Source organism: Archangium violaceum Cb vi76, from assembly GCF_000733295.1.
In the GTDB taxonomy this organism is placed as follows: domain Bacteria; phylum Myxococcota; class Myxococcia; order Myxococcales; family Myxococcaceae; genus Archangium; species Archangium violaceum.
Genome location: NZ_JPMI01000319.1, coordinates 1 through 23,061 on the forward strand (window position 1 = coordinate 1; position 23,061 = coordinate 23,061).

The following is a 23,061-nucleotide window of genomic DNA, read 5'->3' on the forward strand; positions in this document are numbered from 1 at the left end:
GAGGGGATGGCTCCGGGTGCCATGCTCGCGGTGGGCCTGTCCGAGGCGGAGGTGCGTCCGCTGCTCTCCGGCAGCCTCTCCCTCGCCGCCCTCAACGCTCCGGGCCGCTGCGTCGTCTCCGGCCCCATCGCCGAAGTGGAGCGCCTGACGGAGGAGCTCAAGCGCCGCGACGTGGGGTCGCTGCGGTTGCCCGCGCCCCATGCCTTCCACTCCGCCGACGTCGAGCCCTTCATGCCCGAGTTGGTGCGCGTGGTGGCCTCGCTGGGGCGCTCGGCCCCCACGGCGCGGCTCGTCTCCAGTCTCACAGGCACCTGGGCCACCGCCGAGGACATGCAGGACCCGGCCTACTGGGCCCGGCAGATGCGCCAGCCCGTGCGCTTCGCCTCGGGCGTGGAAGCACTGCTGAACGAGGGCTGCGGCCTGTTGCTCGAGGTGGGCCCGGGGCAGGATTTGACCGCCCTCATCCGCGCCAACCTGGACGGCAAGAGCGGCAACGGCAAGAGCGGCAAGGTGAAGGCACTGCCCTCGCTGCGCCGGCAGGGCAGCTCGGCCTCGGAACACTCCGTGTTCCTGCAGGCCCTGGGCGACGCGTGGGCCCACGGCCTCCCCATGGACTGGAAGGCCTTCTACGCCCGCGAGCGGCGCCTGCGCCTCTCCCTCCCCACCTATCCCTTCCAGGAGAAGCGTTGCTGGGTGGACGCGGTGCCTGGCGTGGCTACGGCCCAGCCCGTCATCGCCCTCCCGAGCGCGCCCGCCGCCACGGCCGTCACGCCCTCCACTCCGGCCGTCGCGAGCCCCATCGCGGCCCCGGTGGCCGCTCCCGCTGTGGTGCCCGCCGGACGCGAGGACATGCCTCGCGGTGACATCGAGGAGCGCGTGGCCGCCCTCTGGCGCGCTCGTCTCGGCCTGGAATACGTCGGCCGCGACGACAGCTTCCTCGAGCTCGGCGGCAACTCGCTGATGGCCGCGCAGATGCTCACCCAGATGCGCGACACCTTCGGGGTGAATCTCCCCCTGGCTGACCTCTTCGACAGCCCCACCGTCGCCGGCATCGCCTCCCGCATCGAGGCCCTGCTTCAGTCCGCTCCTCAGCAGCAACAACAGCAGGCTCAACAGAAGACCCTCAAACTGGCGCCCCTGTCGCGCGACGGCGAGCTGCGGCTTTCCTACGTGCAAGAGCGCACCTGGCGCCTGGAGCAGTTCCTCCCAGGCCTGTCCGCCTACAACATCCCCTTCGTCCTCCGCCTGGAAGGCGCCCTGGACGCCCGGCTGCTCGAGCGCGCCATCCAGCAAGTCGTTCAGCGCCACGAGGCGCTGCGCACCACCTATGACACCGTCGACGGCCGCCCCGTGCAGCGCTTCCATGCCCGGGTGCACATCCCCCTGGAGGTGCTCGTCCTCGACGGCACTCCCGAGGAGCGCGAGGCCGAGGCCATGCGCCTGGCGCGCGAGGACGCCGTCCGTCCCTTCGATTTGGTGAAGGGGCCCGTGCTGCGCGCCACCCTGCTGCGCCTGCGCGAGGACGTCCACGTCCTGCTTTGCACCATCCACCACATCGTCAGCGACACCCTCTCCGTCAGCATCTTCGTCCAGGAAATGGCCGCCCTCTACGTGGCCATGCGCGGGGGAATGCCCTCGCCCCTGCCCGCCCTGCCCGTGCAGTACGCCGACTTCGGCCACTGGCAGCGCCGCAACGTCAGCGAGAACCTCCTGGCCGAGCAGCAGCAGTGGTGGCGCCAGCGGCTCGCCGGCATGCCTCGCCGGCTCAACCTGCCCACCGACAGGCCCCGGCCCGCGACCTGCCCGCTCACCTCGGAACGCATGTCCGTGGACTACCCTCCCGCGCTCGCCAACGAGCTGGTGGCCTTCGGCCGCCGCGAGGGTTTCACCTCCTACGTCATCCTGCTGGCCGCCTGGCAGGCCCTGCTCCACCGCTACAGCGGACAGACGGACATCGTCGTCGGCACGCCCATCGCCAACCGCACCCTCCCCGAGCTTCAGCCCCTCATCGGCTACGTCGCCCACTCCGTGGCGCTTCGCACCGACTTGAGCGGCGATCCCACCTTCCGCGAGCTGCTCGGCCGCGTGCGTGAAGTGTTGCTCGGCGCCCAGAACCACCCGGACGTGCCCTTCGAGCAGATCGTCGAGGAGCTCTTCCCCCAGCACGACATCGGCCGCGGCCGCATGACGGACAGCGTCTTCGTGCTCCATAACGACCCGGCGGGCAACTCCCAGCAGCTGCCCGGCCTGCGCGCCAGCCTCGTCGAGGTGCCCGACACTCCCGTGCAGTGGGGCACCACGCTGGCCGACCTGACCCTCGTGTTCCGCGAGGTGCCCGGCCAGCTCCACGGCGCGCTGGAGTACGCCACCGAGCTCTTCGATGCGTCCACCGCTCGCCGCTTCCTCGAGCACCTGCGGGTGCTGCTGACCGCGGGCATGGCCCGGCCGGACGAGCACATCTCCCGCCTGCCGCTGCTCACCGGCGAGGAGCGCACGCAGTGGCTGCAACCCCGGCCCGCGCCCACCTCGCCCTCCGTGCCCGAGTTGCTGGCCCGGCGCGCCGCCAGCTCGCCCCAGGCCGTGGCCGTCATGCGGGAAGGACAGACGTGGACCCTGGGTGAGCTGCTCGCCCGGGCCCGGAGTCTGGCGGCCCGCCTGCACGCCCTGGGCGTGAAGCGCGGTGATCCCGTCGCTGTCTGCCTCGAGCCCTCTCCCGACAAGCTGCTGGCCCTCTGGGGCGTGTTGGAGGCCGGTGCCTCCGTTGTCACCCTGGCTCCCTCCGAGCTCGGAAGCCTGCCCCAGTACGCCCCCGAAGGCACCAGCGCGCCCGTGCTGCTCACCTGGCGTGGGCTCGTCACCGCGCAGCGCCTGGAGTCCTCTCGCGTCCTGTACGTGGAGTCCCTCGAGGACGCCCCGGCCTCGGCCGGGGCGAAGGCCCCCGTGCGTCCGGAGGAGCCGGCATGGCTCCTGCCCGCTGGCGCCTCTCAACCCGCCTGGGTTCTCTCCCACGGCGGCCTGCTGCACCTCTTCGACACCCTGGACTCGCGGCTCGAGCCGGCCGAGGGCAGCGCCTGGCTCGCCGCCGCCGAGAACGCGGTGGAGCGCCCGGAGCTGGAGTGGTTGTGGGCCCTCTCTCGCGGCCTGCACGTACTCTTCCCCTCCCACGAGGTGTCCGCCAGCCTGCTGCACCCGCGCGGCGAAAACGTCCGCTCCCGCGCCGTCGACTTGAGCCTCATGTTCTTCGCCAATGACGAAGACTCCATGCGGGGCTCCAAGTACGAGCTGCTGATAGAGGGGGCGAAGTTCGCTGACGCCCATGGCTTCTCCGCCATCTGGACGCCCGAGCGTCACTTCCACGCCTTCGGTGGCATCTACCCCCAGCCCGCCCTCCTCGCCGCCGCCGTCGCCACGGTGACTCGCAATCTGCGCCTGCGCGCCGGCAGCGTGGTGCTGCCGCTGCATGACCCGCTCCTGGTGGCCGAGCAGTGGTCCGTGGCCGACAACCTCTCCAACGGCCGCGTCGGCGTCTCCGTCGCCACCGGCTGGCACGTGCAGGACTTCTCGTACGCGCCCCACAACTACGAGAATCGCCGCAACATCCTCCTGGAGAGCCTGAAGACGCTGCGCGCCGTCTGGCGTGGCGAGAAGCTCAAGCGCAAGGGCGGCGGTGGAGTGGAAGTGGAAGTGGGCCTGCGCCCGATTCCCGTGCAGCGCGAGCTGCCCATCTGGCTCACCGCCACCTCCAACCCCGAGACGTTCCGCATGGCCGGCGAGCTGGGGGCCGGCGTCCTCACCGGCATGCTGGCCCACAGCTTCGAGGAGCTGAAGGCCAAGGTGGGGCTGTACCGCGAGGCCTGGCGCCGCAACGGCCACCCGGGCCGCGGCCACATCACCGTCATGCTCCACACCTTCATCGGCAACGATGACCGCGAGGTGCTGGAGACGGTGCACAAGCCGCTGCTGGGCTACTTCCGCGGCTCGGTGGACATCGTCGCCTCGCTGGCGGCCCTGCAGGGCTTCAAGGGCGACATCGCCAAGGTGCCCGAGGCCGACGTGCAGGCCATTCTCGAGCGCGGCTTCGAGCACTACGCCTACCACGCGGGCCTCATCGGCTCGGTGGAGAACGGGGTGAAGCGTCTGGAGGTGGTGCGCGAGGCGGACGTGGACGAGGTGGCCTGCCTCGTCGACTTCGGCCTGGACACTCCGACGGTGCTCCAGGGATTGCGCAAGCTGGCGGAGGTGCGCCAGCGCAGCGAGGAGCTCGCCGCCGGACGGCAGCAGCAGATCCTGGTGGAGAGCCGGCAGGGAGTCGACGCCCTGGTGGAGCTGGCGCGGAGCTCGGGCCAGGTGCTGATGCACGCCTCGGCGCGGCTGGCCCGCTCGCTGTCCGAGCTCCCCGAGGCACGGCGGGCCCTGGAGCCGGTGAAGGCGCTCGTGCTGGAGGAGAGCTCCGCCGAGCTCGCCCGGGCGCTGCGGGAAGCAGCCGGGGTGCCCGTACTGAGGAAGGGCGCGGTAGCGGACGGCTCGCTGGTGCCGCGAGCGCCGGAAGAGGAGCTGCCCTCGGAGGTGCAGCGCTGGGTACTGGACGAGTCCGGCCAGCCAGTGCCTTCCGGTGTCGTGGGCGAGCTGGCGCTCTGGGGCGCCGGTCTGCCGCAACAGCTGTGGCGCGCCTCGAGTGAGGAGCACCAGAGGTGGGTCCCCCATCCGCTGGACTCCTCCGCGCGCCTCTTCCGCACCGGCCGTTATGTCCGCATGCGCACGGACGGTGGCCTGGAGCCCATGAGCGCTCCCCCGGCCCGCACGAAGCGCCCCGCCGAGAAGGAGCGCCCCGCGAACGCCGTCGTGCCGGCCACCGCCACGGGAGGGGCTTCCACACCTCCCGCCATTCCTCTCGCGCCGAGGAACGAGCCCCTGCCGCTCTCCTTCGCCCAGCAGCGGCTGTGGTACCTGCAGCAGGTCGAGCCGGAGAGCGCGACGTACAACAACGGTGTCACATACCGCCTGAGTGGCCCGCTGAACGTGGCCGCCCTCCACTCCGCCCTGGAGGCGGTGGTGAACCGTCACGAGGTGCTGCGCACCACGTACACCCTCACCGAACAGGGCGCCGTCCAGCTCATCCATCCGAGCATCGAGCTGTCCATGCCCCGCGTGGAGCTGAGCGCCTCCACGTCCGAGGCCCGGGAGTCCGAGGCCCTCCGCCTGTGCCGCGAGCACCTGCTGCTGCCCTTCGATCTGGAGAAGGGCCCGGTCATGCGCGCGCTGCTGCTGGCCGTGGAGCCCGAGGAGCACATCCTCAACCTGGTCTTCCACCACATCGTCTCGGACGCCTGGTCCTCCCTGGTGCTGGCCAAGGAACTGGTGGCGCTCTACACCGCCTTCTGCGCCGGGCAGCCTTCGCCGCTGCCGCCCATGACGCTGCAATACGCGGACTTCGCCGTGTGGCAGCGCAAGTGGCTCGAGGGCGGAGTGATGGAGAGGGAGGTCTCCTGGTGGAAGCAGCGGCTCTCGGGTGTTCCGCCCCTGGACCTGCCCACCGACAAGCTCCGTCCCGCCGCCCAGGACAACAAGGGAGCCCTGCTCCCCTTCGTGCTGCCGCGAGAGGTGTCCGAGCCCCTGCTGGCCCTGGGGCGGCGTGAAGGCTCCACGTCCTTCATGGTGGTCATGGCGCTCTTCCAGACGATGCTGAGCCGCTACAGCGGTCAGGAGGACTTCGCCGTGGGTCTGCCCACCGCCGGCCGTCACTACCCGGGCACGGAGGGACTCATCGGCTGCTTCGTCAACACGCTCGCGGTGCGGGCCTCGCTGGATGGGGCGCCGTCCTTCCGCGAGTTGTTGACGCGCGTGCGCCGGGCGTCGCTGGAGATCCTCGCCCACCAGGAGCTTCCCTTCGAGCGGCTGGTGGACGCGCTCCAGGTGCGCAGAGATCTCAGCCGCTCGCCCGTCTTCCAGGTGGTGCTGAACGTCGTCAACGTCCCCGCGCCCCAGGCCGACATGGCCGACTTGCGCCTGAGCGGCGTGAAGATCAACGCGGACACGACCAAGTTCGATCTGTCGCTCGAGGTGATGGAGCGCGCCGACGGGCTGCACTGCACCCTCGAGTACGCGACGGGACTGTTCGAGCCGTCCACCGCGGCGCGCATGGCCGAGCACCTGACCGTGCTGGCGCGGCAGGTGGTGGAGTCTCCGGAGAAGCCGCTGGCGCAACTGCCGCTGCTGACCGAGGCCGAGCGCCAGCGGGTGCTCGTGGAGTGGAACGAGACCCGGACGGAGTATCCGCGCGACAACCTCGTCCACGGCCCGTTCGAGGCCCAGGCTCGCCGCACTCCGGATGCCATCGCGGTGCAGGAGGGCGAGCAACGCCTCACGTACCGTGAGCTGGACGAGCGCGCCAACCAGCTCGCCTGGCACCTGCGCTCCCTGGGCGTCGGGCCCGAGGTGCGCGTGGGCCTGTGCGCCGAGCGCTCCGTGGAGCTCGTCGTCGGCCTCTACGCCATCCTCAAGGCCGGCGGCGCCTACGTCCCGCTGGATCCCACCTATCCCCGCCAGCGCCTGGAGTGGATGCTGGAGGACGCCCGTCCCGCCGTCCTCCTGGCCCAGCCCGCCCTGCGCTCCCGCCTCCCCGAGCAGCACGGTGCCTCCGTGGTGCCGCTGGCGCTCCATGACGAGTCGCTGCGCGGCCAGCCCACGCACGCGCCGCCCGTCCAGGTCACTCCGGACAACCTCGCCTACGTCATCTTCACCTCGGGCTCCACCGGCCGGCCCAAGGGCGCCATGAATGCCCACCGCGCCGTCTGCAATCGCCTGTCGTGGATGCAGCAGGCCTACGGCCTGGACGAGCAGGACGTGGTGCTGCAGAAGACGCCCTACAGCTTCGACGTCTCCGTCTGGGAGTTCTTCTGGCCGCTCATGGTGGGTGCGCGTCTCGTGCTGGCCCGCCCCGGCGGCCACCAGGAGCCCGACTACCTGCTGCGGCTCATCTCCGAGCAGGGCGTCACCACCGCCCACTTCGTGCCTTCCATGCTCCAGCACTTCCTGGAGCAGCCGGGCCTCGAGCAGTGCACCCGCCTGCGCCGCGTGGTGTGCAGTGGTGAGGCGCTCTCGCTGGAGCTCACCCAGCGCTGCCTGCAGCGCCTGCCGTCCGCCTGGTTGCACAACCTCTACGGCCCCACCGAGGCCGCCGTCGACGTCACCGCCTTCCACTGCCAGAGCGTGGAAGGACTCCGCTCGGTGCCCATCGGCCGTCCCATCGCCAACACCGTCATCCGCATCCTCGATGCGCACCTGCGTCCGGTGCCCACGGGTGTGCCCGGCGAGCTCTTCATCGGCGGCGTCCAGGTGGGCCGCGGCTACCTCTCGCGTCCCACGCTCACCGCCGAGCGCTTCATCCCGGACCCCTTCGCCACCGAGCCCGGTGCCCGCCTCTACCGCACCGGCGACAAGGCGCGTTGGCTGGCGGACGGCAACATCGAGTACCTGGGCCGGCTCGACTTCCAGGTGAAGGTGCGCGGCCTGCGCATCGAGCTGGGAGAGATCGAGTCCGCCCTGGAGCAGGGCCCCCAGGTGCGCCAGGCCGTCGTCGTCGTGCGCGAGGACGTCCCGGGCGACAAGCGCATCGTGGCCTACGTCGTGCCCGATTCCGGTGGGTCCGCCGGGCTCGACGTCGCGCAGCTGCGTGACTTCCTCAAGAAGAAGCTGCCCGAGTACATGGTGCCCTCGGCCTTCGTGGCCCTGGAGACGCTGCCGCTCACCTCCAGCGGCAAGACGGACAGGAAGGCCCTGCCCGCGCCGGACCGCACCCAGTCCGCGCCTCGCTCCGCGTACGTCGCGCCTCGCAACGCCACCGAGCAGCGGCTCAGTGACATCTGGGCGCAGGTGCTCGGCGTGAAGCAGGTGGGCATCCACGACAACTTCTTCGAGCTGGGTGGCGACTCCATCGTCAGCCTCCAGGTCGTCGCGCGCGCGCGCCATGCGGGCCTCGCCCTCACCGCCCGCCAGTTCTTCCAGCACCAGACCATCGCCGAGCTGGCCAGCATCGCCGAGCGTGCCTCCGCCGCACGGGACGAGCAGGGTCCTGTCACCGGCGAAGTGCTCCTCACCCCCATCCAGCGCCAGTTCCTCCACCACGACACCGCCCACGCCCACCACTTCAACCACAGCCTGCTGCTCGAGGCGCGTCAGCCCCTGGACGCGGTAACCCTCGAGAAGGCGCTCGGCCACGTGGTGGCCCACCACGACGCGTTCCGCGCCCGCTTCACCCACGTCGAGGGACGCTGGCAGCAGCACTTCGAGGGCACCGAGGCCGCCCCCACGCTCCGTCAGGTGGACCTGTCCTCGCTTCCCGCCGCCGCCCGGCCCGCGGCCCTCGAGGCCGAGGCCGCTCGCATCCAGGCCGGCTTCGAGCTCTCCCGGGCTCCGCTGTTCGCCGCCGCGCTCTTCCACCTCGGCGGCGCCCAGCGTCTCTTCCTCTGCGTCCACCACCTCGTCATCGACGGTGTCTCCTGGCGCATCCTCATGGAGGACCTCGAGGCCACCTACCTCCAGTTCCTGCGCGGTCAGCAGGCGGGGCTGCCGCCCAAGTCCACCTCCTACCGGACGTGGGCGCGCCGCCTCTCCGAGTACGCCTCCTCCGAGGCGCTCGCCTCCGAGTCCGCCGTCTGGCTGGACGAGGCCCGTGCCCTCGTCCCCGCCCTCCCCGAGGACGCCTCCGGGGAGAACACCTACGCCTCCGCCGCCTCCGTCTCCGTCACCCTGGAAGCCGACGAGACCCGGCTCCTGCTCCAGGAGGTGCCCGCCGCCTGGCGCTCGCACATCAATGACGTCCTCCTCACCGCGCTCGTCCAGTCCTTCTCGGAGTGGACGGGCCAGCCCCGCCTCCTCGTGAATCTCGAGGGCCACGGCCGCGAGGACCTCTTCCCGGACGTGGACCTGTCCCGCACCATCGGCTGGTTCACCACCTTCACTCCCGTCCTGCTCGCCATTCCCGAGGGCGGCTCACCGGGAGACTGCCTGCGCTCCGTTCGCGACTCCCTGCGCCAGCTCCCGCACCACGGCATCGGCTTCGGCCTCCTGCGGTGGATGGGGCCGGACTCGCTTTCCCAGAAGCTGGCCGCGCTCTCCGCTCCGCAGGTCGCCTTCAACTACCTCGGCCAGTTCGACGCCTCCGCCACCGCGAGCACCCTCTTCTCCCTCTCCAACGAGCCCACGGGCCCCGTCACGGACCCCGCTGCTCGCCGCATGCACCCCCTGGAGGTGAATGGCTCCGTCCTCGCGGGACGCCTCCAGCTCTCGTTCACCTACAGCACCCATCTGCATCACGCGTCGACGATCCAGGGCCTCGCCCAGCGCTTCCTCGCGCACCTGAGAGCCCTCATCTCGCTCCGTCACTCCGACGACACGCGCCGCTTCACGCCCACGGACTTCCCCCTCGCGCGCATCTCCCAGCCGACCCTCGACGCAATCCTCTCCCGCCACACCGCCGTACCCGAGGACCTCTACCCCCTCACGCCCTTGCAGCAGGGCATGCTCTTCCACGCCCTCCTCTCACCGGAGTCCGGCGTCTACTTCGAGCAGCTCTCCTGGAGCGTCCACTCGCACCTCGAGCTGGAGGCGTTCCTCTCGGCGTGGCGGGCGGCGCTCGAGCGCAACCCCATCCTCCGCACGTCCTTCCTCTGGGAGGGACTCGACACCCCGTTGCAGCTCGTCCACTCGCGCGTCGAGCTGCCCTTCCAGCAGCATGACTGGAGGCACCTGTCCGCGAACGAGCAGAAGACGCGCCTCGACGCATTCATCCTCGAGGACATGCGCCAGGGCTTCGATCTCGCTCGCGCTCCGCTCATGCGCCTGACGGCCTTCCGCCTCCAGGACGACGCGTGGCGCTTCCTGTGGAGCCACCACCACCTGCTCGTGGATGGTTGGAGCGTTGGCCTGCTCCTGCAGGACGTCTTCGCCTTCTACGACGCCTTCCGCTCGGGCAAGCCGCTTCAGCGCTCCGCTCGCCCGCCCTTCCGCGACTACATCTCGTGGCTGCAGCGCCGCGACCCCTCCGCCGACGAGGCCTTCTGGCGCTCCACGCTCGCGGGCTTCTCCGCGCCCACGCCGCTTCCGGCCGACACCCACGCCACTCCGCCCACGGGGCAGCCCTCCAGCCAGCATGTCCTCGAGCTGAGCCTCTCCGCCGAGGACACGTCGGCCATCCAGGCCTTCGCGCGTCAGCACCAGGTCACGCTCAACACCCTCTCGCAGGCGGCCTGGGCGCTCGTGCTCTCGCTCCACAGCGCCGAGAAGGACGTGCTCTTCGGCCTCACCGTCTCCGGCAGGCCGCCCGAGCTCCCTGGTATCGAGACCATGGTGGGCCTGTTCATCAACTCCATCCCGGTCCGCATCCGCATCCCGGCGTCGTCCTCGCCCCTCATCCCCTGGCTCCACCAGCTCCGCTCGCAGCAACTGGAGTTGCAGCAGCACGAGCACACGCCGCTCGTCTCCATTCACGCCTCGAGCGCCCTGCCTCGCACGGCGCCGCTCTTCGAGTCGCTCCTCGTCGTCGAGAACTACCCGCTGGACGAGTCCCTCCAGCGCAATGCCACCTCGCTGGACATCCGGGATGTCCACACCTCCGAGCGCACCAACTTCCCGCTCACCCTCGCCGTCCATCCGGGCTCACGCATCCAGCTCCGCGCGACCTATGACTCGGCTCGCTTCGACAGCGCCCTGCTCCAGCAGGCCCTGAGCCACTGGTGCGCGCTGCTGCGGGGACTGACGCTCCGGAACGACGCCCGCCTGCGAGATCTGCCCCTGCTGTCCCAGGCCGAGCGCCAACAGGTGCTGGTGGAGTGGAACCAGACCTGGACGGACTACCCTCGCCACGGCTCCATCCACGGCCACTTCGAGGCCCAGGCCCGTCTCACTCCCGACGCCATCGCGGTGCAGGAGGGTGAGCACCGCCTCACCTACCGTGAGCTGGACGAGCGAGCCAACCAGCTCGCCTGGCACCTGCGCTCCCTGGGCGTTGGTACCGAGGCCATGGTGGGCCTGTTGCTCGAGCGCTCCACCGACATGGTGGTCGCCATGCTCGCCACCCTCAAGGCCGGCGGCGCCTATCTGCCCCTCGACACCTCCTATCCCTCCGAGCGCTTGTCCTTCATGCTCGAGGACTCCTCCGCTCGGGTCCTCATCACCCGTCAGTCACTCCAGGCCCGGCTGCCCTCGTATTCGGCTCGCCTCCTCCTGCTGGACTCCGAATCCTCGGCCCTCTCCCAGCTGCCCCGCCACGCTCCTCCCTCGAGCGCTGGCTCCGACAACCTCGCCCACCTCATCTACACCTCGGGCTCCACCGGCCGCCCCAAGGGCGTCGCCGTTCCCCACCTCGGCGTCCTGCGCCTCGTTGTCTCCACGAACTACATCCGCTTCTCTCCCGAGGATTGCGTCGCTCACGGCTCCAACACCGCCTTCGACGCCGCTACCTTCGAGGTCTGGGGTGCGCTCCTCTCCGGCGCTCGCCTCCTCATCCTCTCTCGCGAACAGCTCCTCTCGCCCCTCGAGCTCGGAGCGACACTCCGCGCCCACTCCGTCACCACTCTCTTCCTCACCACCGCCCTCTTCAACCAGGTCGCCTCTCTGGCGCCCTCCTCCTTCTCATCCCTGCGCGACCTCGTCGTCGGCGGTGAGGCCATTGACGTCACCTCCGTTCGCCGCGTCCTCGAGGCCGCTCCTCCCGCTCGACTCGTCAACGGCTACGGACCCACGGAGTCCACCACCTTCGCCACCTGGTACCGCATCCAGTCCGTCGCGCCCCAGGCGTCCTCGGTTCCCATCGGCCGCCCCATCTCCAACACCACCGCCTTCATCCTCGACGAGCACCTGCACCCCGTACCTCCCGGCGTCCCCGGCGAGCTGTACCTGGGTGGCGACGGCCTGGCTCGTGGCTACTTCGGCCGCCCCGAGCTCACCGCCGAGAAGTTCATTCCCCACCCCTTCTCCTCGGCTCCGGGTGCCCGCCTCTACCGCACCGGTGACAAGGCGCGTTGGCTGCCGGATGGCCAGCTCGAGTTCCTCGGCCGCCTCGACTCCCAGGTGAAGCTGCGCGGCTTCCGCATCGAGCTGGGTGAAGTGGAATCCGCCCTGCGTGCCCACCCCTCCGTGCGCCAGGCCATCGTCGTGGTGCGCCAGGACTCGGGTGACAAGCGGCTCGTGGCCTACGTCGTGCCCACTTCCCCTCGCCCTCCGGGAGAGGGACGGGGTGAGGGTAGTGCGACCCCAGAGCTCAACACCGCGGACCTGAGCACCTTCCTCAAAGGCTCCTTGCCCGAGTACATGGTGCCCTCCGCCTTCGTGTCGCTGGAGTCCCTGCCCCTGACTCCCAACGGCAAGGTGGACACCAGGGCGCTTCCCGCTCCCGAGGCCTCCTCGCTCCAATCGGCGGTGGCCTATGTCGCGCCTCGCAACGAGCTGGAGCAGCGCCTGGCCGACATCTGGGCACAGGTGCTGGGCATGAAGCAGGTGGGCATCCACGACCACTTCTTCGAGCTGGGGGGCCACTCCCTGCTCGCCACCCAGGTCGTCTCCCGCATCCGCTCCGCCTTCCAGGTGGAGCTGCCCCTGCGCGCCCTCTTCGAGGCTCCCTCCGTCGCCGCCCTCGCGGCCCACCTGGGCTCCGCCCTCCAGTCCGGTGCCTCGCTCCAGGCTCCTCCGCTCAAGCCGACGGACACCTCAGGCCCGCTGCCTCTCTCCTTCGCTCAGCAGCGCCTGTGGTTCATCGACCAGCTCCAGCCCGGCTCGTCCTCTTACAACATGCCCTACGTCCTGCGCCTGGAGGGCGCCCTGGACGAGGCCGCGCTCCAGCGTGCTTTCACTGAGCTGGTCCGCCGTCACCACGCCCTGCGCACCACCTTCGGCTCCGAGGCCGGCCAGCCCATCCAGCTCATCGCTCCCACGGCTTCCCTGCCTCTGTCCCTCGTGGACCTCTCCTCCCTGCCTCCCTCCGAGCGCATGGACGAGGCCCACCGCCTGGCCTCCCACTCCGTCATGCGGCCCTTTGATCTGGCCCATGGCCCGCTCCTGCACGCCTCGCTCTTCAAGCTCGAGGAGCGGCTGCACATCCTCGCTCTCTCCATGCACCACATCGTCTCCGACGGATGGTCCATGGGCATCCTCGTCCGTGAGGTAGCGGCCCTCTACCAGGCTTTCTCCTCGGGCCAGCCCTCGCCTCTGCCCGAGCTGCCTCTGCAGTACGCTGACTACGCCGTCTGGCAGCGTCAGTGGTTGCAGGGTGCGGCCCTCGAGCAGCAGCTCTCCTTCTGGCGCCAGCAGCTCTCCGGTGCTCCCGCCGCCCTCGAGCTGCCCACCGACAAGCCTCGTCCCTCTGTCCAGAGCCAGCGTGGCGCCCTCCTCGAGGTCCACCTCCCCAAGGCGCTCTCCGAGTCCCTCAAGGCCTTCTGCCAGCGTGAGGGGGTCACTCCTTTCATGGCCCTTCTGGCCTCCTTCCAGGTGTTGCTCTCCCGCTACTCCGGCCAGGACGACATCTCCGTCGGCTCTCCCATCGCCGGCCGTAGACATTCCGAGCTCGAGGGCCTCATCGGCTTCTTCGTCAACACCCTCGTCCTGCGTGCTCGCCTCTCGGCCGTCTCCTCCTTCCGCGAGCTGCTCCAGCAGGTGCGTGAAACCACCCTCGGTGCCTTCGCCCACCAGGACATCCCCTTCGAGAAGCTCGTCGAGGAGCTGCGTCCTCCTCGTGACTTGAGCCGGTCTCCCCTCTTCCAAGTGATGTTCGCCCTGCAGAACGCTCCTCACTCGGACATCGAGCTGCCAGGCCTCTCCCTGCGCCCGTTGATGCCGAACGAGGTCTCCTCCAAGTTCGACCTCACCCTTTCCCTCCTCGACAGCCCCGAGGGCTTCACCGGCACTCTCGAGTACTGCTCCGAACTCTTCGAGCACGACACCGTCAGCCGCATGGCGAGCCACCTGGGCGTGTTGCTCGAGTCACTCATCTCGTGCCCCGAGGCTCCTCTCTCCTCCCTGCCTCTTCTGACCGACACCGAGCGCCAGCAAGTGCTGGTGGAGTGGAACCAGACGCGCACCGACTACCCGCGCCACAGTTCCATCCACGGCCACTTCGAGGCCCAGGCTCGCCTCACTCCCGACGCCATCGCCGTCCAGGAGGGTGCTCAGTCCCTCACCTACCGTGAGCTGGACGAGCGCGCCAACCAACTCGCCTGGCGCCTGCGCTCCCTCGGTGTCGGTACCGAGACCATGGTGGGTCTGTTGCTCGAGCGCTCCACCGACATGGTGGTCTCCATGCTCGCCACCCTCAAGGCTGGCGGTGTCTACCTGCCTCTCGACACCTCCTACCCCTCCGAGCGTCTGGCCTTCATGCTCGAGGACTCCTCCGCTCGCGTTCTCATCACCCTCCAGTCCCTCCAGGCCCGGCTGCCTTCTCACTCGGCTCGCCTCCTCCTGTTGGACTCCGAGTCCTCGGCCCTCTCCCAGCAGCCTCGCCACGCTCCTCCTTCAGGCTCCGGCTCCGACAACCTCGCCTACCTCATCTACACCTCGGGCTCCACGGGACGTCCCAAGGGTGTCGCCGTTCCCCACCTCGGCGTCCTGCGTCTCATCCTCTCCTCGGACTACGTCCGCTTCTCTCCCGAGGACTGCGTCGCTCACGCCTCCAACACCGCCTTCGACGCCGCTACCTTCGAAGTCTGGGGGGCGCTGCTCTCCGGTGCTCGCCTCGTCATCCTCTCGCGCGAGCAACTCCTCTCGCCTCTCGAGCTCGGCGCCACCCTCCGCGCCCACTCCGTCTCCACCCTCTTCCTCACCACCGCTCTCTTCAACCAGGTCGCTTCTCTCGCGCCCTCCTCCTTCTCCTCCCTGCGCAACCTCCTCTTCGGCGGTGAGGCCTCTGACGCTCTCTCCATCCGCCGTGTCCTCGAGGCTGCTCCTCCCTCTCGTCTCCTCAACGTCTACGGCCCCACCGAGTCCACCACCTTCGCTACCTGGTACTTCATCCAGTCCGTCGCGCCCCACGCGTCCTCGGTTCCCATCGGCCGCCCCATCTCCAACACCACGGCCTTCGTCCTCGACGAGCACCTGCACCCCGTACCTCCCGGCGTCCCCGGCGAGCTGTACCTGGGCGGCGACGGTCTGGCGCGTGGCTACTTCGGCCGCCCCGAGCTCACCGCCGAGAAGTTCATCCCCCACCCCTTCTCCTCGGCTCCGGGTGCCCGCCTCTACCGCACCGGTGACAAGGTGCGTTGGCTGGCCGACGGCACGCTCGAGTTCCTCAGCCGCCTCGACTCCCAGGTGAAGCTGCGTGGCTTCCGCATCGAGCTGGGCGAAGTGGAATCCACCCTGCGTGCCTACCCGTCCGTGCGCCAGGCCATCGTCGTGGTGCGCCAGGACTCGGGTGACAAGCGTCTCGTTGCCTACGTCGTGCCCACTTCCCCTCGCCCTCCGGGAGAGGGACGGGGTGAGGGTAGTGCGTCCCCCGAGCTCAACACCGCGGACCTGAGCACCTTCCTCAAGGGCACCTTGCCCGAGTACATGGTGCCCTCCGCCCTCGTGCCCCTCGACGCCCTGCCGCTCACCCCCAACGGCAAGGTGGACACCCGGGCTCTTCCCGCCCCCGCGGCCTCGCTCTCTTCCTCCAGCAACTACGTTGCGCCTTCCAGCGAGCTGGAGCAGCGCCTGGCCGACATCTGGGCACAGGTGCTCCACACCGATCGCATCGGCATTCACGACAACTTCTTCGAGCTCGGTGGCCACTCCCTCCTGGCCACCCAGGTCGTCTCCCGCATCCGCTCCACCTTCCAGGTGGAGCTGCCCCTGCGCGCCCTCTTCGAGGCTCCCTCCGTCGCTGCCCTCGCGGCCCACCTGGGCTCCGTCCTCCAGTCCGGCACGCCTCTCCAGGCTCCTCCGCTCAAGCCGGCGGACATCTCAGGCCCGCTGCCTCTCTCCTTCGCTCAGCAGCGCCTGTGGTTCATCGACCAGCTCCAGCCGGGCTCCTCCTCCTACAACATGCCTTACGTCCTGCGCCTGGAGGGCGCTCTGGACGAGGCCTCTCTCCAGCAAGTCTTCACCGAGCTGGTTCGCCGTCATCATTCCCTGCGCACCACCTTCGGCTCCGAGGCCGGCCAGCCCGTCCAGCTCATCGCTCCCACGGCTTCCCTGCCCCTGTCCCTCGTGGACCTCTCCTCCCTGCCTCCCTCCGAGCGCATGGACGAGGCCCACCGCCAGGCCTCTCGAGTCGCCCTGCGGCCCTTTGATCTGACTCATGGTCCGCTCATCCACGCCTCGCTCTTCAAGCTCGAGGAGCGGTTGCACATTCTCGTCCTCTCCATGCACCACATCGTCTCCGACGGGTGGTCCATGGGCATCCTCGTGCGCGAGGTGGCCGCCCTCTACCAGGCCTTCTCCTCCGGCCTGCCTTCGCCCCTGCCCGAGCTGCCCCTGCAATACGCTGACTACGCCGTCTGGCAGCGTCAGTGGCTGCAGGGCGCCGCCCTCGAGCAACAGCTCTCCTACTGGAAGCAGCACCTCTCCGGCGCTCCCGCCGCTCTCGAGCTGCCCACCGACAAGCCTCGGCCCTCCGTCCAGAGCCACCGCGGTGCGCACCTCGAGGTCCATCTCCCCAAGGCGCTCTCCGAGTCGCTCACGGCCTTCTGCCAGCGTGAGGGGGTTACTCCCTTCATGGCCCTTCTGGCCTCCTTCCAGGTGTTGCTCTCCCGCTACTCCGGTCAGGACGACATCAGCGTCGGCTCCCCCATCGCCGGCCGCCGCCACTCGGAGCTCGAGGGACTCATCGGCTTCTTCGTCAACACCCTCGTCCTGCGTGCCCGCTTCACCGGTGTCACCACCTTCCGCGAGCTGCTCCAGCAGGTGCGTGAAACCACCCTTGGCGCCTTCGCCCACCAGGACATCCCCTTCGAGAAGCTCGTCGAGGAGTTGCAGCCTCCTCGTGACCTGAGCCGCACGCCTCTCTTCCAGGTGATGTTCGCCCTTCAGAACGCCCCCACCAGCAACCTGGAACTCCCGGGCCTCTCCCTGCGTGCTCTGCCTCCCGGCGAACTCCCCTCCAAGTTCGACCTCACCCTCTCCCTCTCCGATGGCCCGGACGGCTTCACCGGCACGCTCGAATACTGCACGGACCTCTTCGAGCACGACACCGCCCGCCGCATGGTGGACCACCTGCGGGTGCTCCTCTCCTCCGTCCTCTCCCAGCCGGATGCGCCCCTCGTCTCGCTGTCCCTGCTGACCGGGTCCGAGCGTCACCAGCTGCTCGTGGACTGGAGTCCCGCTCCTCGTGCGCTGCCCGAGCACCCGCTCGTCCACCGCCTCTTCGAGGCCCAGGTGCGCCGCTCTCCGGATGCTCCCGCCCTCCACTCCTCCAGCGCGCGCCTCACCTACTCGGAGCTCAATGCCCGCTCCAATCAGCTCGCGCGCTTCCTCATCTCCCTCGGCGTCGGCCCGGATTCCCTCGTCGCGCTCCACCTCGAGCGCTCCACGGACTTCGTCATCGCCCTGCTCGCCACCCTCAAGGCTGGTGGCGCCTGGCTCCCCCTCGACCCGTCCCTCCCCAACGAGCGCCTCTCCTTCATCCTCTCCGACGCTCGTCCCTCCCTCCTCCTCACCCACGCCCCCCTGGACGTGGGCATCCGCTCCTTCCGGATGGAGGCCTTCTCCGCGCAGAGCTCCGCCTTCTCCGGGGATGACCTCGAGCTGACTCCGGACGACGACAACCTCGCCTACGCCATCTACACCTCGGGCTCCACCGGCCGCCCCAAGGGCACCCTGCTGAACCACCGCGGCCTCTTCAACACCGTGCTGCAGGGCATCGACGCCATGAAGCTCGGGCCCGACTCTCGCGCCCTGCCCTACGCTTCCATCGGCTTCGACGCCTCCATCTGGGAGATGCTTCCCACCCTCCTCGCGGGTGGACAGCTCTTCCTCACCACTCGCGACCAGCTCCCGCCCGGCCTGCCCTTGCGGCAATTCCTGCGCGAGCACTCCATCAACGCCGCCTCGTTCACACCCTCCCTGCTCGCCCTCCTCGAGCCTCAGGGCCTCGAGTCCCTCCACACTGTCGCCGTTGGCGGCGAAGTCCTCGCACCGGAGCTCGCGGCCCGCTGGAAGCCTGGGCGCCGCTTCCTCAACGTCTACGGCCCCACCGAGGCCTCCATCGTCGCCACCCTCACCGACGACGTGGAGCCTCGCCGCGTCTCCATCGGCCGCCCCTTCCACAACGTCCAGGCCTACGTGCTCGATGAGCACCTGCGCCCTCTCCCCGTCGGCCTGCCCGGCGAGCTGTACCTGGGTGGCGTCGGCCTGGCTCGTGGCTACCTCGGCCGTCCCGAGCTCACCGCCGAGAAGTTCCTCCCCCACCCCTTCTCCTCTTCTCCGGGCGCCCGCCTCTACCGTACCGGTGACAAGGCGCGCTGGCTGCCGGACGGCCAGCTCGAGTTCCTCGGCCGCCTCGACTCCCAGGTGAAGCTGCGTGGCTTCCGCATCGAGCTGGGTGAAATCGAATCCGCCCTGCGCTCCCACTCCTCCATCCGTCAGGCGGCCGTGGTGCTTCGCCAGGATTCCACGGGCGACAAGCGCCTCGTCTCCTACCTCGTTGCCCACGAGGGCCATTCCGTGGAACCCGGCACCTTGCGCGACTTCCTCAAGCGCTCGCTGCCCGAGTACATGGTGCCCTCCGCCTTCGTCTCCCTCGAGGCCCTGCCCTTGTCTTCCAGCGGCAAGGTGGACATCCGGGCGCTTCCCGCCCCCGAGGCCTCCTCGCTCCAGCCGGCGGCGGCCTACGTCGCGCCTCGCAACGAGCTGGAGCAGCGCCTGGCCGACGTCTGGGCCCAGGTGCTGGGCATGAAGCAGGTGGGCATCCACGACAACTTCTTCGAGATGGGTGGCCACTCCCTGCTCGCCACCCAGGTTGTCTCCCGCATCCGCTCCGCCTTCCAGGTGGAGCTGCCCCTGCGCGCCCTCTTCGAGGCTCCCTCCGTCGCCTCCCTCGCGGCTCACCTGAGCGCCGCGCACCCGTCCAGTGCCACGATTCAGGCTCCTCCGCTCAAGCCGACGGACACCTCAGGCCCGCTGCCTCTCTCCTTCTCTCAGCAGCGCCTGTGGTTCCTCGACCAGCTCCAGCCCGGCTCCTCCTCCTACAACATGCCCTTCGTCCTGCGCCTGGAGGGCGCTCTGGACGAAGCCGCTCTCCAGCGTGTCTTCTCCGAGCTGGTTCGCCGTCACCACTCCCTGCGCACCACCTTCGGCTCCGAGGCCGGCCAGCCTGTCCAGCGCATCGCGCCTACGGCTTCCCTGCCCTTGTCCCTCGTGGACCTCTCCTCCCTGCCTCCCTCCGAGCGCATGGACGAGGCCCACCGCCAGGCCTCTCGAGTCGCCCTGCGGCCCTTTGATCTGGCGCACGGCCCGCTCATCCACGCCTCGCTCTTCAAGCTCGAGGAGCGGCTCCACATCCTCGTCCTCTCCATGCACCACATCGTCTCCGACGGGTGGTCCATGGGCATCCTCGTGCGCGAGGTAGCCGCTCTCTACCAGGCCTTCTCCTCTGGCCTGCCTTCGCCCCTGCCCGAGCTGCCCCTGCAATACGCTGACTACGCCGTCTGGCAGCGTCAGTGGCTGCAAGGTGCCGCCCTCGAGCAGCAGCTCTCCTACTGGCGCCAGCAGCTCTCTGGTGCTCCCGCCGCTCTCGAGCTGCCCACCGACAAGCCTCGGCCCTCCGTCCAGAGCCACCGCGGCGCACACCTCGAGGTCCACCTCCCCAAGGCCCTCTCCGAGTCGCTCACGGCCTTCTGCCAGCGTGAGGGGGTCACTCCCTTCATGGCCCTTCTGGCCTCCTTCCAGCTCCTGCTCTCCCGCTACTCGGGTCAGGACGACATCTCCGTCGGCTCTCCTATCGCCGGCCGCCGCCACTCCGAGCTCGAGGGCCTCATCGGCTTCTTCGTCAACACCCTCGTCCTTCGTGCCCGCCTCTCGGCTGTCTCCTCCTTCCGCGAGCTGTTGCACCAGGTGCGCGAGACCACCCTCGGTGCCTTCGCCCACCAGGACATCCCCTTCGAGAAGCTCGTCGAGGAGTTGCAGCCTCCTCGTGACTTGAGCCGCACGCCTCTCTTCCAGGTGATGTTCGCCCTCCAGAATGCTCCCGCCAGCAACCTGGAGCTCCCGGGCCTCTCCCTGCGCGCTCTGCCTCCGGGCGAGCTCCCCTCCAAGTTCGACCTCACCCTCTCCCTCTCCGACGGCCCCGAGGGCTTCACCGGCTCTCTCGAGTACTGCACGGACCTCTTCGAGCACGACACCGCCCGCCGCATGGTGGACCACCTGCGGGTGCTCCTCTCCTCCGTCCTCTCCCAGCCGGATGCGCCCCTCGCCTCGCTGTCCCTGCTGACGGGGTCCGAGCGTCACCAACTGCTCGTGGACTGGAGCCCCGCCCCTCGCGCGCTGCCCGAGCACCCGCTCGTCCACTGCCTCTTCGAGGCCCAGGCGCGTCGCACTCCGGATGCTCCCGCCCTTCACTCCTCCAGCGCGCGCCTCACCTACTCGGAGCTCAACGCTCGCTCCAACCAGCTCGCACGCCTCCTGCGCTCCCTCGGCGTCGGCCCGGATTCCCTCGTCGCTCTCCACCTCGAGCGCTCCACGGACTTCGTCATCGCCCTGCTCGCCACCCTCAAGGCTGGTGGCGCGTGGCTCCCCCTCGACCCCTCCCTCCCCAACGAGCGCCTCTCCTTCATCCTCTCCGACGCTCGTCCCTCCCTCCTCCTCACCCACTCCTCACTCGATGTGAGCGTTCGCTCCTTCCGGATGGAAGACCTCTCCGCGCAGAGTTCCACCTTCTCCGGGGATGACCTCGAGCTGACTCCGGACGGCGACAACCTCGCCTACGCCATCTACACCTCCGGCTCCACCGGCCGCCCCAAGGGCACCCTCTTGCAGCACCGCGGCCTCTGCAACACCGTCCTGCAGAGCATCGACTCCATGAAGCTCGGGCCCGACTCTCGCGTCCTGCCCTACGCCTCCATCAGCTTCGACGCCTCCATCTGGGAGATGCTTCCCACCCTCCTCGCGGGTGGACAGCTCTTCCTCACCACTCGCGACCAGCTCCCGCCCGGCCTGCCCTTGCAGCAATTCCTGCGCGAGCACTCCATCAACACCGCCTTCTTCACTCCTGCCCTGCTCGCGATTCTCGAGCCCCAGGTCCTGGAGTCCCTCCACACCGTCGTCGCCGGCGGCGAGGCCCTCGCACCGGAGCTCGCGGCCCGCTGGAAGCCCGGGCGCCGCTTCCTCAACGTCTACGGCCCCACCGAGGTCTCCATCGTCGCCACCCTCACCGACGACGTGGACCCTCGTCGCGTCTCCATCGGCCGCCCCTTCCACAACGTCCAGGCCTACGTGCTCGACGAGCACCTGCGTCCTCTCCCCGTGGGCCTGCCCGGCGAGCTGTACCTGGGCGGCGTCGGCCTGGCTCGCGGCTACCTCGGCCGCTCCGAGCTCACCGCCGAGAAGTTCCTCCCCCACCCCTTCTCCTCTTCTCCGGGCGAGCGCCTCTACCGCACCGGTGACAAGGTGCGCTGGCTGCCGGATGGCCAGCTCGAGTTCCTCGGCCGCCTCGACTCCCAGGTGAAGCTGCGTGGCTTCCGCATCGAGCTGGGTGAAATCGAATCCGCCCTGCGCGCCCACTCCTCCATCCTCCAGGCGGCCGTGGTGCTTCGCCAGGACTCCACGGGCGACAAGCGCCTCGTCGCCTACCTCGTTACCCACGAGGGCCACTCCGTGGAACCCGGCACCTTGCGCGACTTCCTCAAGCGCTCGCTGCCCGAGTACATGGTTCCCTCCGCCTTCGTCTCCCTCGAGGCCCTGCCCCTGTCTTCCAGTGGCAAGGTGGACACCCGGGCGCTTCCCACGCCGGACATGCACGCCCAGCCGGCCTCGACCGTGCTGGCGCCGAGGGATGAACTCGAGCTGCGGCTCACCCGACTCTGGGAAGAGGTGCTGGGGGTTCATCCCGTCGGCGTTCGCGGCAACTTCTTCGAGCTGGGCGGCCACTCGTTGCTCGCCGTGCAGCTCATGGCGCGCGTGCGTGAGGCCACCGGCCGCGAGCTGCCCCTGGCCACCCTCTTCCGCGCTCCCACCGTGGAGTTGCTCGCCGCGCTGCTGCGCCAGGAGTCCCCGCTTCCCTGGTCCCCGCTCGTTCCCTTGAGTGGTGGTGGCGACAAGACGCCTCTCTTCCTTGTCCACCCCGTCGGAGGCAACGTCTTCTGCTACACCGAGCTGGCGCGTCAGCTCGGCTCCGAGCGCCCCATCTTCGGCCTGCAGGCCCAGGGGCTCGATGGCCTCAGTGCCCCGTTGTCCTCCGTGGAGGAAATGGCGGCCCTCTACGTGGAGTCCATCCGCTCGGTTCAGCCCTCTGGCCCGTACCTGCTGGGCGGCTGGTCCATGGGTGGCGTCATCGCCTACGAGATGGCCTCCCAGCTCCGTCAGCGTGGCGAGCAGGTCGAGCTCGTCACCCTCATCGACTCCTACGTTCCCCAGCGAGAGGCCTTGCCGGAGCTCGAGCCCTCCGAGGCGGCTGTCCTGTTCCTCCAGGATCTGCTGGGCACCTTCGGAGCCGAGCTGCTACCGGACTGGGAGCAGCTCCAGGCCCTGGAGCCGGATGCGGTGCTGGCACGAGTGCTGGAGGAGGGTGCGCGCAGCGGAGCCCTGCCGCCCGGTATGGGGCTGGAGCAACTGCGCACCCTGCTGCGCGTCTTCGAGAGCAACCTGCGCGCCAACCAGCGCTACACGGCCCGCGCCTCCGATCAGCGTCTGCTGCTGCTCAAGGCCGGTGAGGTCACCAGCCAGCCCGAGGACGGCGGGTGGTCGGCGGTGGCCGGCGGCGGCCTCGAGCGCCACGTGCTGCCCGGAGGCCACCATGCCTTGCTGCGCGCGCCCCTCGTGCGGCAGCTCGCCGAGCTCCTGCGCGAGGCCCTCGCTTCAAGCACCCAGGATTCGCGGCGCCGGGCCCTCCAGCCCTGAGGAGCGCTCCCTGGCTCGGGGGCCGGAGCCCATCTCCGGCCCCTC

1 pseudogene is annotated in these 23,061 nt (G+C 69.6%); it reads left to right on the top strand.

Features of this window, described 5'->3' with window-relative positions:
• Positions 1-21: 21 nt before the first annotated feature.
• Positions 22-23,016 (top strand): annotated as a pseudogene (locus tag Q664_RS53470) (non-ribosomal peptide synthase/polyketide synthase); the annotation flags it as partial.
• Positions 23,017-23,061 lie beyond the last annotated feature (45 nt).